This is a genomic window from Amycolatopsis sp. NPDC104863 (genome assembly GCF_055582965.1).
The window spans coordinates 549707-564613 of record NZ_JBVJOW010000003.1; the positions used below are offsets into that span (position 1 = coordinate 549707).

General features: G+C 72.5%; 14 protein-coding genes. 9 read left to right on the top strand and 5 right to left on the bottom strand.

Features of this window, described 5'->3' with window-relative positions:
- Positions 1–127: 127 nt before the first annotated feature.
- The 6 genes from merB (at position 128) to ACZ63J_RS19250 (ending at position 6248) form a co-directional block, all read left to right on the top strand.
- Complete coding sequence (gene merB / locus ACZ63J_RS19225; RefSeq protein ID WP_465307194.1) at positions 128–730, top strand: organomercurial lyase; 603 nt, start codon at positions 128–130, stop codon at positions 728–730.
- A 115-nt stretch (positions 731–845) separates the two neighbouring features.
- Entirely contained in the window at positions 846–2621 is a 1776-nt protein-coding gene (gene aspS, locus ACZ63J_RS19230; protein WP_465406195.1) for an aspartate--tRNA ligase, read from the top strand.
- The gene (locus tag ACZ63J_RS19235) at positions 2621–3568 is read left to right on the top strand and encodes a DUF389 domain-containing protein (RefSeq protein ID WP_465406197.1); all 948 of its coding nucleotides are present in this window, start codon (positions 2621–2623) and stop codon (positions 3566–3568) included. Before aspS ends, ACZ63J_RS19235 begins: the two co-directional genes overlap by 1 nt.
- A 79-nt stretch (positions 3569–3647) precedes the next feature.
- A complete protein-coding gene (locus tag ACZ63J_RS19240) occupies positions 3648–4838 on the top strand; it encodes a phosphotransferase (protein ID WP_465406199.1) in 1191 nt (396 codons plus the stop codon).
- A 22-nt stretch (positions 4839–4860) separates the two neighbouring features.
- A complete protein-coding gene (locus ACZ63J_RS19245; RefSeq protein ID WP_465406201.1) occupies positions 4861–5013 on the top strand; it encodes a hypothetical protein in 153 nt (50 codons plus the stop codon).
- Positions 5014–5399: 386 nt separating this feature from the next.
- Positions 5400–6248: an SGNH/GDSL hydrolase family protein gene (locus ACZ63J_RS19250; protein WP_465406203.1), complete on the top strand. Its 849-nt coding sequence runs from the start codon at positions 5400–5402 to the stop codon at positions 6246–6248.
- Here the strand turns inward: ACZ63J_RS19250 and ACZ63J_RS19255 are convergent.
- The 3 genes from ACZ63J_RS19255 to ACZ63J_RS19265 form a co-directional block, all read right to left on the bottom strand.
- Positions 6220–6948, bottom strand: coding sequence for a metallophosphoesterase family protein (locus tag ACZ63J_RS19255; protein WP_465406205.1), 729 nt, complete (start codon positions 6946–6948; stop codon positions 6220–6222). The two genes, ACZ63J_RS19250 and ACZ63J_RS19255, sit on opposite strands and share 29 nt — an antisense overlap.
- Before the next feature lie 62 nt (positions 6949–7010).
- Positions 7011–8234, bottom strand: coding sequence for a cytochrome P450 (locus ACZ63J_RS19260; protein ID WP_465406207.1), 1224 nt, complete (start codon positions 8232–8234; stop codon positions 7011–7013).
- A gap of 33 nt (positions 8235–8267) precedes the next feature.
- Entirely contained in the window at positions 8268–8963 is a 696-nt protein-coding gene (locus ACZ63J_RS19265) for a TetR/AcrR family transcriptional regulator (protein WP_465406209.1), read from the bottom strand.
- Between the two features lie 140 nt (positions 8964–9103).
- Here ACZ63J_RS19265 and ACZ63J_RS19270 point away from each other — a divergent pair, with 140 nt between their 5' ends.
- Both ACZ63J_RS19270 and ACZ63J_RS19275 read left to right on the top strand, forming a co-directional pair.
- Entirely contained in the window at positions 9104–10480 is a 1377-nt protein-coding gene (locus ACZ63J_RS19270) for a replication-associated recombination protein A (RefSeq protein ID WP_465406211.1), read from the top strand.
- 127 nt (positions 10481–10607) lie between these two features.
- Positions 10608–10985, top strand: a complete 378-nt coding sequence (locus ACZ63J_RS19275; protein WP_465406212.1) for a VOC family protein — start codon at positions 10608–10610, stop codon at positions 10983–10985.
- Here ACZ63J_RS19275 and ACZ63J_RS19280 read toward each other — a convergent pair.
- Positions 10979–13048 carry a phosphocholine-specific phospholipase C gene (locus ACZ63J_RS19280; RefSeq protein WP_465406214.1) on the bottom strand — a complete coding sequence of 690 codons (2070 nt, stop codon included), beginning with the start codon at positions 13046–13048 and terminating at the stop codon, positions 10979–10981. The genes ACZ63J_RS19275 and ACZ63J_RS19280 overlap by 7 nt on opposite strands.
- 97 nt (positions 13049–13145) lie before the next feature.
- Here ACZ63J_RS19280 and ACZ63J_RS19285 point away from each other — a divergent pair, with 97 nt between their 5' ends.
- The gene (locus ACZ63J_RS19285) at positions 13146–13994 is read left to right on the top strand and encodes an NAD(P)-dependent oxidoreductase (RefSeq protein ID WP_465406216.1); all 849 of its coding nucleotides are present in this window, start codon (positions 13146–13148) and stop codon (positions 13992–13994) included.
- On the opposite strand, the gene ACZ63J_RS19290 is transcribed toward ACZ63J_RS19285, so the two are convergent.
- A complete protein-coding gene (locus ACZ63J_RS19290; protein WP_465406218.1) occupies positions 13991–14875 on the bottom strand; it encodes a hypothetical protein in 885 nt (294 codons plus the stop codon). The genes ACZ63J_RS19285 and ACZ63J_RS19290 overlap by 4 nt on opposite strands.
- Positions 14876–14907 lie beyond the last annotated feature (32 nt).

The window sequence follows — 14907 nt, forward strand, 5'->3', positions numbered from 1 at the left end:
CGCCGTAGTCGCGGCCTCCTTGCGCCGCGCAGTCGGGGGGTTGCGGGAAAATGTCCGATCGTGTCGTTGTCGTCCCACACCGCCGACGCCTAACGTCGAAGGGATCGATCCTGAAGGGAGCCGGACGTTGACGACCTCGCAGACCGACCGTGTCGCGGCCGCCCGGCTCGCCTGGGCCGCGCTGAAGCTGACCCGGGCCGGGCGGCACCCGGTGAGCGTCGACCGGTTGGCCGCGACCGTCGGCGTCGCGACCGTCGAGGCCCGCCGGCTGGTCGAGCTGATCGGTTTCACCCTGCACCGCGACCTCGTGAGCACCGGCCCGGCGCCCCGCGGCGCCCACCACCGCCTCCAGCCGGCCGAAGGCACCCTCGGCGCCGGCCCCGACGGCTCGGTCGACATGTTCCTGCTCGCCATCGCCACCGGCGAGCGCGTGCACGCCGCCGCCGTGTGCCCGGTCACCGGCACCCGCATCCGGATCGACCTCAACGACCACACGATCCTCCAGGCCGACCCGCCGACCGCCGTGGTCGCGGCCGTCGACCTCGGCTTCGGGCTGGAGAGCGCCGACGCCGTGGCCTGCGCGGGCCAGCCGTTCTTCGCGGCGGCGTCCGCGGCCGCGACCTGGCTGGTCGCCCACCCCGGCGGGCGCATCTACCCGGTCGCGGCCTACCTGGCCCAGGCCCACCGGCTGGTCGCCGCGCTGGAGGCCCGGCCGCGCTTCGTGCTCTGACCAGTTGCACCCCGGCCCGTAACTGCCGCGCGAGCGAGCCTGCCGACGTCGTACGCTGGGCGCTTCGTTAGCCTTTCAGCGGCGAGAACCCCCACGTCGAAGGAGAGCAGTCGCAGTGCTCCGCACTCACCAAGCCGGCACCCTGCGTGCCGGACAGGCCGGACAGACCGTCACCCTCACCGGATGGGTGGCCCGGCGGCGCGATCACGGCGGCGTCATCTTCATCGACCTCCGCGATGCCAGCGGCGTCGCCCAGGTCGTCTTCCGCGAGGGCGAGATGGCCGAGCGCGCCCACGCGCTGCGGTCCGAGTTCTGCGTCAAGATCGTCGGCGAGGTCGCGAAGCGCCCCGAGGGCAACGCGAACGCCGAGATCCCCACCGGCGAGATCGAGGTCCTCGCGACCGAGCTCGAGGTCCTTTCCGAGGCCGCGCCGCTGCCGTTCCCGATCGACGACCGGGTCGACGTCGGCGAGGAGATCCGCCTCAAGCACCGCTACCTCGACCTGCGCCGCAGCGGCCCGGCCGCGGCCATGCGGCTGCGCAGCGAGGTCAGCCGCGCCGCGCGCGAGGTGCTGCACAACCAGGACTTCGTCGAGATCGAGACGCCGACGATGACCCGCTCCACCCCGGAAGGCGCCCGCGACTTCCTGGTCCCGGCCCGGCTCAAGCCCGGCTCCTGGTACGCCCTGCCGCAGTCGCCGCAGCTGTTCAAGCAGCTGCTCATGGTCGGCGGCATGGAGCGGTACTACCAGATCGCGCGCTGCTACCGGGACGAGGACTTCCGCGCCGACCGCCAGCCGGAGTTCACCCAGCTCGACATCGAGATGAGCTTCGTCGAGCAGGACGACGTCATCGCCATCGGCGAGCAGATCGTCTCCGCGTTGTGGAAGCTGGTCGGGCACGAGATCCCGCGGCCGATCCCGCGCATCACCTACCACGAGGCGATGGCCAAGTACGGCTCGGACAAGCCGGACCTGCGCTTCGACCTCGAGATCACCGACATGACGGAGTTCTTCGCCGACACGCCGTTCCGCGTGTTCCAGGCGCCCTACGTCGGCTCGGTCGTGATGGCCGGCGGCGCCGACCAGCCGCGCCGCCAGCTCGACGCGTGGCAGGAGTGGGCGAAGCAGCGCGGCGCGCGCGGCCTCGCGTACATCCTGGTGAACGAGGACGGCACGCTCGGCGGCCCGGTCGCGAAGAACCTGTCCGAGACCGAGCGCGAGAACGTCGCCGCCGCGGCGGGCGCCAAGCCGGGCGACTGCATCTTCTTCTCGGCCGGCAAGGCGTCGAGCACGCAGCCGCTGCTCGGCGCGGCGCGGGACGAGATCGGCAAGCGCCTCGGCCTCATCGACGAAGACGCCTGGTCGTTCGTCTGGGTCGTCGACGCGCCGCTGTTCGCGCCGGTCGAGGACATCGGCGACGACGTCGCGGTCGGCTCCGGCAAGTGGACCGCGGTGCACCACGCGTTCACCTCGCCCACCCCGGAATGGATCGACAAGTTCGAGCAGGACCCGGGCAACGCGCTCGCCTACGCCTACGACATCGTCTGCAACGGCAACGAAATCGGCGGTGGCTCGATCCGTATCCACCGCGGTGACGTGCAGAAGCGCGTCTTCGCGCTGATGGGCCTCGGCGAAGAGGAAGCGCAGGAGAAGTTCGGCTTCCTGCTCGACGCGTTCCAGTTCGGCCCGCCGCCGCACGGCGGCATCGCGTTCGGCTGGGACCGCATCGTCATGCTGCTGGCGAAGGCCGACTCGCTGCGTGACGTCATCGCGTTCCCGAAGACCGGCGGCGGGTACGACCCGCTGACGGCGGCGCCGGCGCCGATCACGGCGCAGCAGCGCAAGGAGGCCGGCATCGACGCGAAGCCGGCGCCCCCCGCCTCGAACTAGTGCTGCACCTCAGGGCCGTGAGCCCGCAGGAGAAGACCGCCCAGGCGCTCGAGATCCTGCGGGCCCACGCCGGGACGGCGCACCTCGTGGTGCACCGCGGCGTCGCCGTGGCGCCCGAAGGCGACCTGGTCGAGGCCGACATCGCGCGTGAGGCGGCGGACGAGATCGTCGCCGCGCTGTGCGGGCTCGAGCTCGACCACACCGGCGGGATCACGCTCGAAGCGCTCGACACGGCCCTCTCGGACGCCGCCGACGCCGCGGAGGAGGCTGCGCCCGGCGAAGGCGCGGACGCCGTCGTCTGGGAGGAGCTGGTCGCCCGCTCGGGCGAGGAGTCCCGGCTCAACGTGACGTTCCTGGCGTTCCTCACCATCGCCTGCCTGCTGGCCGCGGTCGGGGTGCTCACCGACTCGCCCGTGACGATCGTCGGCGCGATGGTCGTCGGCCCGGAGTTCGGGCCGCTGGCCGCGCTGGCGGTCGGGGTGGTGCTGCGCCGCTGGGACCTCGTCCGGCTGGCCGGCGCCGCGCTGGGTGTCGGGTTCCCGCTGGCCATGGTCGTCACCCTGGGTGGCGCGCTGCTGGTCCGCGCGACCGACGTCTTCGGCGAAAAGGCGTTCGAGCTGCAGCAGCACAGCGAGGTCGACTTCGTCTTCTCCGTCGGGGTGCCGTCGCTGGTGGTCGCGATGCTCGCCGGCGCCGCCGGGATGCTGGCCATGACCTCGGCCAAGTCGGCCGCGCTGGTGGGCGTCTTCATCTCCGTCACCACGGTGCCGGCCGCGGGGTACGCGGTCGTCGCGGCGGTCGCGGGGGAGTGGAGCCGGTGTCTCCAGTCGGTCGGGCAGCTGCTCGTGAACCTTCTCGGAATCGTTGCAGCAGCGGCCATTGTGTTGATCGTGCGCCGGAATGGGCAACGTTCACCGGTGGGAACACGTCCGCTTTCACGGGGATGAATCCCATCCGGGCCGGGGGATCCTTCTTGTCCGGATGTCAGTAGTCATGGTTGCTCAGTCACGAGTAGGGTCGGTGACAATGACAGTCGACACCTCCTCCGCCGGCGACGCTGGGGTCGGGGCAGGAGCCGAGCAGCTCGCCGTCGCCGCGGCGGTCGCGGCGGGCGAGTCAGTCCTCTCGCGCCGGTTCGGCAGTGCGATCACGCTGGTCGCCCCCGAGGACCTCGCGGGAAGCGGACCGGCCACGGTCGTCCGCGCGAGAGTGGTGTCGTCGTCGTTCGCGCTGCCGCGGACGCTGGTGATCAAGCACTACCCGGAGACGCCGGAGCCGGGCGCCGCCGACCCGTTCGCCCAGGAGGCGGTCAGCTACCAGCTGTTCACCGCGCTCTCGCCGGACGAGCGGATGTGCCCGGAGCTGCTGGCCCACGACGGCCGCGACCGCGTGCTCGTGCTGGAGGACCTCGGCCGCACGGCGACGCTGGAGGACAAGCTCTACGCGCGCGAGTCCCGCGCGGCCGAGCGCGCGCTGCTGTCGTGGGCCCGGTCGCTGGGCCGCCTGCACGCGAGCACGGCGGGCCGCGAAGCGGACTTCAACGCGCTGCTGCGGCGCCTGGGAGGCCCGGCGAAGAACGATTCCCCGAGCCGCGACGACGAGCTGTTCGCCCGCGTCCCGGCGCTCATCCAGGAGCGCCTCGGCATCCCGGTGCCGGACGCGGTCCGCGAGCAGGTGGCGGAGGCCCTGGAGCAGTCCCGCTCGGCGGGCTTCCGCGCGTTCAGCCCGGTCGAGCTCAGCCCGGACAACAACCTCGTCACGGGCGAGGGCGTCCGGTTCCTCGACTTCGAGTACGGCTGCGTCCGCTCGGCCCTGGTCGACGCGGCCCACCTGCGGCTGCCGTTCGCGGCCTGGCCGGACGCGCTGGCCCTGCCGGCGGGCATGAGCGAGGCGATGGTCGCGGCGTGGCGCGCGGAGGTGGTGGGTGTCTGGCCCGGTTTCGCCGACGACGACGTCCTCGCCGGCCACCTGACGACCAGCGAGCTGCTGCGGGTCTGGCTGATCACGGGCGAGGAGCTCGGCGCACTGGACCTGTCCCACCACGCGGCCCCGGTGAGCCGCGAGTCGGCCCTGGTGACGTGGTGGCGCGACCTGGCCAAGCACGCGGGGTACGTCCGGATGACGGCGGTGTCGGAGTTCGCGGCCAAGGTGGCGGCTGGACTGGCGGCGCGGCTGGGTCCGCATGCGGACCTGGCGTTTTATCCGGCTTTCCGCTGAGGTCTGGCTGAGGTCTGGTGCGGTGGCTGGGTCTCGCCGAGCCTGGGTGCGCTCGCACGCGCTCGAAGCGGCGTTGCGGTGGCTGGATCTCGCCGAGCCGCGCGCACCAAGGCGGCTTTCGGTGGGTGGGCCCGCCACGGCGATGGAGCCCGCCCGGCTGATCCCGCCCGGCTGAGCCCGGCTGAGCTGGCCCGGCTGAGCCTGCCACCGCGGCTGAGCCCGCAACCGCGGCTGATTCCGCCTGACCGAGCCCGCCTGGCCGAGCCCGCCTGGCCGAGCCCGCCTGGCCGAGCCCGCCTGGCCGAGCCTGCCTGACCGAGCCTGCCCGGCTGAGCCTGCCACCGCGGCTGAGCCCGCAACCGCGGCTGATTCCGCCTGACCGAGCCCGCCTGACCGAGCCCGCCTGACCGAGCCCGCCCAACTGAGCCCGCGGCATCCCGGCACCCCTCCCCACCCACCCGAACAGGACTTTTCGGACCTCCGTGAGGTGAGCGTCAAAAATTAGGCCCGGTGTCGTGGGCGCGTTACCTCCTCCTCACCGCAGGTGAGCTTCCGTGGCCGATGGTCTTGAGCGTGACCGTGATCAGCCTCGAAGTCACTCCCGCACCCGAACCCTCCCGCCCCGCGCTCACGGCGGTCCCGTCGCTCAAGCGAGCGCGGCGCCTGGTGGTGCTCGGCGACTCCACCGCCGTCGGCCTGGGGGATCCCCTGCCGCGGCGGGGTGGCTGGCGTGGGGTCGGCCCGCTCGTCGCCGCCGCGCTCGGGGTCGACGCCGACGGCTACCTGAACCCGTCCTTCACCGGGGCGCGGATGCGGTGCGTGCTCACCGAGCAGGTGCCCGCCGCCGTCGCGCACCGGGCCGACGTCGCCCTGCTCGTCGCCGGCATGAACGACACCCTGCGCCCGGACTTCGACGCCGCGCGCATCGCCGAAGACCTCACCGAGGTCATCCACCGGCTGCGCGCGACCGGCACCACCGTCGTGCCGGTGCGGTTCCACGACCACAGCAAGGTGTTCCGGCTCCCGCCGTCGCTCAAGCGCGCGCTCAGTGCCCGCGTCGCCGAGCTGAACGCGGCGATCGGCGAGGTCGTCGCCCGCGAAGGCGTGCCCTGCCTCGACCTCGACCGGCTTCCCGGCGCCTACGACCTGACGTCGTGGAGCGTCGACCGGCTGCACCCCTCCGAGCTCGGCCACCGCATGCTCGCGGACGGCTTCACCGGGCTGCTCGCCGAAGCCGGGTTCGACGTGCCGGAGCCGGTCAGCCTCACCTGCAGCGGCGGCCTCGAGCCGAGCGCGGCGGGGCACCTGGGCTGGCTGGTGGTCAAGGGAATCCCGTGGCTCTGCCGCCGCGGCCGCGAATTCCTCCCTTACGCCGCCGTCATCATGTGGAATTCGGTTCGCTCCCGCTGAACACGCGAAGCGCCTCCGCGTCCGAAGCCGGGTTGCGGACGAAGAAGTCCGCCCACTCCTCGATGTCTGGGTACGCGCACTCCTCGGCGAGAAACCGGCACGCCGCTTCGACGTCGTACTCCGTGCGCCGCAGCTCGACGCCGTCGCCGAGCAGGGCCCAGTGCGCGCCCGAAGCGCCGTAAGGCATTCCGACGCTGCCGGGGTTCACGACCAGCTTCCGGTCGGCCAGCCGGACGAACGGCATGTGCGTGTGCCCGCACACGATCGTCGACGCCTCGACCCCCTCGAGCACCTCCGCCCAGCGCGCCAACGGGCTGTCGACGAGCACGATCTCGGTGTCGTCGCGCGGGGTCGCGTGGCAGAACAGCACGTCGCCCAGCGTCACCGTCAACGGGAGCGCGTCCAGGACGGGCAGGTCGGCCGGACGCAGCTGCTTCGCCGCCCACGGGAAGATCGGGTCCGGGACGAACATCCCGGCGCCGCGCGCGGACGCCGCCAGCTCGCGGTCCGCGTTGCCCCGCACCCAGACCGCGCGCGAGCCCAGGGAAACCAGCCGCTCCAGGGTTTCCACCGGCATCGGCCCGGCGAGCATGTCCCCGAGCAGCACGATCCGATCGGCCGCGACGACCTCCGGCTCGGCCAGCACCGCCTCGAGAGCCGGGAGCACGCCGTGGATGTCCGAGAGCACCGCGATGCGCATCGGCCCACTCTGCGGCACGGCTCGCGCCCCGGGCGAGGGGTTTCGCCCAGGGCGCAACCGGTTCACGCCGTGGTGAGCGGCAGCTCCCGCACGCCGGTCATGTTCGGGTTGACCTGGAACTTCGGCGGCTCACCCGGGATCGTCCGCAGCGTGGGGTAGCGGTCGAACAAGACGTTCAGCGCCACCCGTCCCTCCAGCCGCGCGAGGGGCGCCCCGATGCAGAAGTGGATCCCGCGCCCGAACGCCAGGTGCGGGTTGGGGTCGCGCAGCGGGGTGAAGGTGTCCGGGTCGGCGAACACCCGGTCGTCGCGGTTGGCGGCGGCCACCCAGACCATCAGCATCTGGTCGGCGGGCACCGTCGTCCCGCCCAGCTCCACCTCGCGCGTGGTCGCCCGGGCCACCGCCGCGAACGGCGACAGGTACCGCAGCGACTCCTCGATCATCGGCGGCACGAGCGACCGGTCGGCGCGCACCCGCTCGTCCCATCCGGGGTGCGTGTCCAGGCACAGCACGGCGTTGCCGAGCAGCATCGTCGTGGTGATGTGCCCGGCCAGCAGCAGGACGTTGGCGAAGTTGACGACCTCGTTGCGCGTCAGCTTCTCCCCGTCGACCTCGGCTTCGACGAGCTTCGTCAGCAGGTCCTCCCGGGGCTGCTTCCGCCGTTCGTCGACGTGCACGCCGAGGTACTCGACGAGCGCCTTCTGTCCCTCCAGCGACTTCTTGACCGCTTCCTGCCGCCCCTCGGTCTGCTCCTTCAGCGAGAACTGCTCCGAAGAGTCGAACAGCTTGTCCACCCAGCCCTTGAACAGGTGCCGGTCGCTCGCGGGGACCCCCAGCAGCTCCGCGATGACGATCACCGGCAACGGGTAGGCGAGGTGCTCGACCAGCTCGAGCCGGCCGGTCGAACCCGCCGCGTCGAGCATCTCGTTCGTCACCGCCGCGATGCGCGGCTCCAGGTCGGCGACGACCTTCGGCGTGAACGCCCGGCTGACGAGCTTGCGCATCTTGTTGTGCAGCGGCGGGTCCAGCTGCAGCAGGTTGCCCGCCTGCATCTCCTCGAAGTCGACGTCGGGGTCGACGCCGGCCATCATCTCCTTCGGCACCAGCCGCGTGGTGTCCGAGGAGTACGTCGCCGGGTCGCGGAGGACCTCTTCGGCCTCCGGGTGCCCGTAGACGTTCCAGAACCCGAGGTCGGCGGCGTGGTGCACGCGTGCCTCGGGCTGCTTCCCCCGCAGCCAGAACTGGGATTCGTGGAGTCCCCAGGTGTCCGCTTGTGTGGTGGTCATGTCCGCCCCTTCTTTCCCCTGTGTGGCCCGGGATCAGCCGGGCGCCTTGGCGGGATCGTGCGCGTAGATCCCTTGCCGGTAGCCCGAGACGAGCTCCTCGAGCGCCGAGCTCAGCTCCGCCGCCACGTCCGCGACCGCGCGGGGATCGGGCTCCCCGGCCGGCTCGAACGCGGTCCGGACCAGGTACGCGAGGACCTCCGCCTTCTCCTCCAGCGGAATGGCCTCGAACTCGTCGGAAAGCGTGTCGCCCAGGTAGAAGCCGAGGGTCGACGTGTTGAGCGCGTAGGTCAGGTTCGGCACGTCCGACCGGATCAGGCCGTGCCGGAGCATCGCCTCCTCGAACTGCGCGCGCAGCTGGTCCTGCTGCTTGCGCAGGGCGAGGTCGCCGAGCGAGCCGAACATGTCGGCGTTGCCGCGCAGCATCGCCATCACCAGCGGCCGCCGGTGGGTGACGAGGAACGACGCCGAGATCATCCGGTGCGGGAGGATCATCGCCGGGTCGGCCTTGATCCGGGCCAGGATCTCGTCGGTCAGGTCGGCCGACTCCCGCATCATCAGCGCCTGGAACAGCAGCTCCTTGGTGCGCCAGTGCAGGTAGACGGTGCCCTTGCCGATGCCGACCGCGCGCGCGATGTCGTCGACCGCCACCTTCCGGTAGCCCATGCGCAGCAGCAGCTCGCCCGCCGCGTCCAGGATCCGGTCGGCACGCTCGCGGTTGGGATGGCTCATGCGTCTCCACCTGCTGGTTCCTTGAACGTTTGACTTGTTGACCGGAATCGCACTTTCGGTCAACCGGTCACCACGACGGTAGCGCGGCTCCGCGGACCGGGGCAAGGGTTCTGTCGGTGGGTTCGGTTAACGTCATCGGTGTGGCACAGGACGAGCTCTTCACCGTGAACGCCGACGTGGCGCCCCCGCCCGAGCGGACGACGTCGAACGCCGACGAGCGGCAGGCGGACCCGGCGAGCTCCCCGCTGGCCGTGCGGATGCGGCCGCGCTCGCTCGACGAGGTCGTCGGCCAGCAGCACCTGCTGCGCGAAGGCGCCCCGCTGCGGCGGCTGGTCGAGGGCGCCGCGCCGGCGTCGGTGCTGCTCTACGGCCCGCCCGGCACGGGCAAGACGACGCTGGCCAACCTCGTCTCGATCGCGACGGGACGCCGGTTCGTCGCGATGTCGGCGCTGTCGGCCGGGGTCAAGGAGGTGCGCGGCGTCATCGAGGAGGCGCGGCGGCGCCGGCAGTACAACACCGAGAACACCGTGCTGTTCATCGACGAGGTGCACCGGTTCTCCAAGACCCAGCAGGACGCGCTGCTCGGCGCGGTCGAGGACCGCACGGTGCTGCTGGTCGCGGCGACCACCGAGAACCCGTCGTTCTCCGTCGTCTCGCCGCTGCTGTCCCGCTCGCTCGTGCTGCAGCTGCGCCCGCTGACCGACGAGGACATCACGCAGCTGATCGAGCGCGCGCTGGCCGACGAGCGCGGCCTCGGCGGCGAGCTGACGCTGACCGAGGACGCGCGCGCCCACCTCGTCCGGCTCGCGGGCGGGGACGCGCGCCGCGCCCTCACGGCCTTGGAAGCGGCGGCGGACGCGGCGTCGGCCACCGAGGCGAAGACCATCGACCTGGCCACCGTCGAGTCCACTGTGGACAAGGCGGCGGTGCGCTACGACCGCGACGGCGACCAGCACTACGACGTCATCAGCGCGTTCATCAAGTCGATCCGCGGGTCCGATGTGGACGCCGCGCTGCACTACCTGGCCCGGATGATCGAGGCGGGGGAGGACCCGCGCTTCCTCGCGCGACGCCTGGTCGTGCACGCGAGCGAGGACATCGGGATGGCCGACCCGACGGCGCTGCAGGCGGCGGTCGCGGCCTCGCACGCCGTCCAGCTCATCGGCATGCCCGAGGGCAGGCTGGCACTCGCGCAGGCGACGATCCACCTGGCCACGGCGCCGAAGTCGAACGCGGTCGTCACCGGCATCGACGCCGCGCTGGCCGACGTCCGCGCCGGGCTGGCGGGCAGCGTCCCGCCGCACCTGCGTGACGGCCACTACGCCGGCGCCAAGAAGCTCGGCAACGCGCAGGGCTACCGGTATCCGCACAACGTCCCGGAGGGCGTGCTGGCGCAGCAGTACCCGCCGGACGAGCTGGTCGGCAAGGACTACTACGAGCCCACCCAGCGCGGGGCGGAGCGCCCGCTCGCCGAGCGCGTCCCGAAGCTGCGCCGGACCATCCGCGGTGAGCGGTGACCACAGCCGGACGATCGCCGGGAAAGTGATCACCACCCGGGCCGGGAACTTCAAGATCATCGCGTTTCGTAAGCTTCGCGCCTGAGGTGACCCGAACCGGGTCCCGGCGACGGCAGGAGGTTTCCCCGTGCCCGCGACGCTGCAGTGCATCGTCCTGGACTGTCCGGAACCGCTCGTGCTCGCGTACTTCTACCAGGCGATCGCCGGTGGTGAGGTGGACCGGCCCGATCCGCGGTGGCGGGTCGACGAGGACTTCTCGACCCTCCACGTCGGCGGGATGGTGCTGGGGTTCCAGCGGTCGCCGGGCCACCAGGCGCCGCGCTGGCCCGATCCCGCGTTCTCGCAGCAGTTCCACTTCGACTTCGAAGTGGACGACATGCGCGAGACGCACCACCAGGTGCTGCAGCACGGCGGCCGGTTGCTCGACCCGGACCCGGACGGCCGGGGCTGGCGCGTCTACGCCGACCCGGCCGGCCATCCCTTCTGCCTGCTCGGCGACTACTGACCGCAGGTGCCCGGCCGGCCGTCTTCGACGCGGCCGGTGAGCGTGCGCAGGAACCCGGCGTCGCCGTCGGCGGTCACCCGCACGTCGTACCAGCCCTGCGAAGCCGGCCAGGCCACCGCCACCGAGCGGCGGGCCGGCACCCGGACCACCCGGGTGGTCCGACCGTGGCGCGGTGAGGTCAGCCGCAGCGTGACCGCCGAAGCGCCCGGGTTGGCACACGTGAGCTCCAGCCCGCCGCGCACGAACCGCGTCCGCACGTCGACGCGCACCCCGGCGCCGCTGCCCCGGAACTCCCACCAGCCGCGGTTCGGGCCCTGCACGACCACGCGGTGCGCCGCGCCGGGCACGGGCAGCACGACGTCCCGCGTGCCGAGGACGTCGTGGTGGGCCGGTTCCGCGAGCTCTCCCGCGTAGGCGTAGATCGCGAAGTGCGCCGCCGCGCGGCCGCTGTTGGCCAGCTTCAGCGCGAGCTTCCCGGACGCGTCGAGCGTGCCGGAAACCGAGGCCTGGTAAGGCAGTGCGCGGGCGGGCCGGGTGCCCGGCTCGACCGCCGGCGGCTCCGGCTGGGCCGGCGCGGCGGGGTGCCAGCGCGCGATCGGCGCCGGGACCGGGCCCGGCTTGGCGACCCGCGGCGGGCGGCCGGCGCGGCCGAAGTCGAACGCGCCCGTGAGGTCACCCGCGGCGGTCCGCCGCCACGCGCTGATGTTCGGCTCCGCGACGCCGGTCCAGCGCTCCAGCAGGCGCAGCACCGACGTGTGGTCGTACACGGTCGAGTCGGCGAACCCGCCGATCGTCCACGGCGAGACGACCGTCATCGGCACCCGCGGCCCGAACCCGAGCGGCTGCCCGGCGAAGTGGTCGTCGGCGGCGTCGGCGGGCGGGACCGGCGGTGGCACGTGGTCGAAGTAGCCGTCGTTCTCGTCGAAGTTGACGAGCAGCACCGTCTTCGACCACGTGTCGTGGTCCTGCGCGAGCGCGTCGAGCACGTCGTAGATCAGGTTCGCGCTGCCGACCGGCGTGGACGCGCCGGGGTGCTCTGAGTCGACCGCCGAGGGGACCAGCCAGCTGACCCGGGGGAGCCGGCGGGCCCGGATGTCCGCGCGCAGGCGCGGGACGAGCGTTTCCGGCTCACTGCGGTACATCGCGCGCTGGAACAGCCGCCGCTCGGCCGGGGTCAGCGCGGCGACACCCGCGTCGAACTCGGCGCGCAGCTTCTGTTGCTCTTCCGGGGTCTTCTTGAAGAGCGTGTCGTAGAACTCTTCGGTGGTGCGGAACTTCTCGCTCACCGACGCGAGGATCCTGGTGCCGATCTTCTTGAACGGCAGGAAGTATTCGACGGCGTTGTCGGTGAAGTTGTCCCACTCCTGGTAGATCTGCCACGAGACGCCCGCTTTCTCGAGGCGTTCCGGGTAGGTCGTCCAGTCGTAACCGGCGTGGTCGTAGGAGTACGCGGCGTTCGTGACGGCGCGCGCGGTGCTGTTCGGCTCGTAGCCGACCGTGCCGGTCCAGAGGAAGTTCCGGTTCGGGTTGGTGGAGCCGAAGATCGAGCAGTGGTAGGCGTCGCAGAGGGTGAAGGTGTCGGCGAGCTCGTACTGCAGCGCGATGTCGCGGCGGTCGTAGTAGGTCATGGTCGCCGGGCTCTTGACGCCGATCCAGCCGTCGTTCCAGCCGCGGGCCCAGGCCTTGCCGGTGCCGGTCCAGCTGTGGTCGAGGTCGCCGAGGTACTGGATGTCACCGGCGGCGCGGCCTTCGCGCTCGGCCTCCTTGCGCAGCGAGAACGGCAGCACGGTGCCGCCCGCCGGGTTCGGCTGCTCGAACACCGAGCGCCCGGAGGGCAGCTCCAGGGGATGCGCGTCGCCGAAGCCGCGGATCCCGCGCAGCGTGCCGAAGTAGTGGTCGAACGAGCGGTTCTCCTGCATCAGCACCACGACGTGCTCGACGGCGTCGAGGCCGCCGCGGCGCATGGGCTCGGCCATCGCCGAGTGCAGGGACGGGGGCAGCAGCGAGCCGGCGAGGGCCGCTCCGGACACGCCGAGCAGGCGGCGGCGGGACAGTTCGGGCATGGTTTCCGACCATCGTCGGCCCAGGTGAACGGGACAAGGTCCGTTTGATGGCTTTTCGCGGACTGCGAGGCGGCCGCGCGTTCGGCACGATGGGGACATGAGCATCGGATTTCTCGGCACCGGGATCATGGGCGCGCCGATGGCGGCCAACCTCGCGAAGGCGGGCCTCGACGTCCGGGTGTGGAACCGGACCCGGGAGAAGGCCGAGCACCTCGCCGACGTCGCGACAGTGGCCGATTCGGCGGCCTCGGCGGCCGAGGGCGCGGACATCCTGGTGACGATGCTCGCCGACGGTCCCGCGGTCGCTTCGGCGTTCGAAGCCGCGTCGCCCGCTTCGGGGACGTTGTGGCTGCAGATGAGCACGGTCGGCCTCGAGTGGACCGACCGCCTGGCCGAGCTGGCGGAGAAGGCGGGCGTGGTGTTCGTCGACGCACCGGTGCTCGGCACCCGCCAGCCCGCGGAGCAGGCCCAGCTGCAGGTGCTGGCGTCCGGCCCGGAGGAGGCCCGGCCCGCGGCGACCCCGGTGTTCGACGCGGTAGCGGCGAAGACACGCTGGCTCGGCCCGGCCGGCCAGGGCAGCCGGCTCAAGCTGGTGGTGAACGCGTGGGTCCTGGCGCTGACCAACGGCACGGCCGAGAGCCTGGGCCTGGCGACCGCGCTGGGTCTGGACCCGGCATTGTTCCTGGAGACGATCAAGGGCGGCGGCCTCGACGTGGGCTACGCGCATGTCAAGGGCGGCGCGATGCTGGCCGGCGAGTACCCCCCGGCGTTCCCGGCTGGCCTGGCGGCGAAGGACGCCCGGCTGGTGGTGGAGGCGGCGGGGCCCGAGGTCGATATGGCGGGGGCGAAGGCGACTCTGGCCCACCTGGAGGCCGCGGTCGAAGCAGGCCACGGCGAAGAGGACATGGCGGCGCTGTACCGCGCGGTGCTCAAGAAGCGCGACTAGCCCGGGAGGAGCGTAGCGAGCCGGTCGACGCCCAGGCCGCTGGTCATCAACCGTTCCTTCGCGTTCCCCAACAGCCGGCGCGTCCACGGCGTGAAGCCGCCATCGCCGACATCGGCCAGCTCTCCCCCAAAGGACGCGTACACCTTGAAACACAGCCCCTCGTAATACCCGCCCCGCCCGCCTTCGCGTTCCGGGTACGGATGGGTCGGCACGTCCACCGCACCGAGCACGTCCTCGAACCGCGGATCCAGCACCGTCACCCCGAGCGACACCGACGTGGCGCCCAGCGCCCGGCACCCCGCGACGACGAGCCGCGCGTGCTCGGCCACCGCCGCCCGCTCGAACGCCAGATTGCCGGTGTCGCGACCGGCCGTCACCGCGCCGAACAGCGAGAAGTGCGCGAACAACCCCGCCGGGACCGGCTGGGCGCGCACCACCCGCTGCACTGTCGCCAGCCGCACCGGAGCAGCCCCGGACCGCCGGACCGCCGCTTCCAGCGCCAGCCCGGTCGTCGGGTCCGCCGCGACCTCGGTGCCGCGGCCGGTTGGCACCACGCGGTGCTGGGCCAGGCCCGTCACCACCGAGTGGGTCCCGAGCGGGGTCAACGGCGCGAGCGTCACCGGCTCGAAGTCCGGCGCCGCCGCCAGCAGCGTGTCCTCGACGTGCCGCAGCAGGGCGAACGGCAGCGGGCTCGGTGCGACGAACCGGTCGGTCCGGTGGCGGCGCAGCACGTCCGCCGCGGACAGCCGTGCCGCGCGTCGGCGGGCCACCTCCAGCTGGACCGTCGTCAGGTCCGCGCCCGGCAGCGCGGCCAGCACGTCGGCCGCCGGGCCGCCCGGCCCGGCGAGCACCCGCCGGGCGGGCCCGTCGTCGTGTCCCATCGCCCAGGTGTACCGCGTCGCGGGGGCGGGCG

Excerpts from the sequence above, each read along its gene's own strand:
- ACZ63J_RS19260 (WP_465406207.1), bottom strand. The coding sequence starts at position 8,234 with ATGACCACCACACAAGCGGACACCTGGGGACTCCACGAATCCCAGTTC.
- ACZ63J_RS19280 (WP_465406214.1), bottom strand. The coding sequence starts at position 13,048 with ATGCCCGAACTGTCCCGCCGCCGCCTGCTCGGCGTGTCCGGAGCGGCC.
- ACZ63J_RS19255 (WP_465406205.1), bottom strand. The coding sequence starts at position 6,948 with ATGCGCATCGCGGTGCTCTCGGACATCCACGGCGTGCTCCCGGCTCTC.
- ACZ63J_RS19250 (WP_465406203.1), top strand. The coding sequence starts at position 5,400 with ATGGTCTTGAGCGTGACCGTGATCAGCCTCGAAGTCACTCCCGCACCC.
- ACZ63J_RS19285 (WP_465406216.1), top strand. The coding sequence starts at position 13,146 with ATGAGCATCGGATTTCTCGGCACCGGGATCATGGGCGCGCCGATGGCG.
- ACZ63J_RS19290 (WP_465406218.1), bottom strand. The coding sequence starts at position 14,875 with ATGGGACACGACGACGGGCCCGCCCGGCGGGTGCTCGCCGGGCCGGGC.
- ACZ63J_RS19265 (WP_465406209.1), bottom strand. The coding sequence starts at position 8,963 with ATGAGCCATCCCAACCGCGAGCGTGCCGACCGGATCCTGGACGCGGCG.
- ACZ63J_RS19240 (WP_465406199.1), top strand. The coding sequence starts at position 3,648 with ATGACAGTCGACACCTCCTCCGCCGGCGACGCTGGGGTCGGGGCAGGA.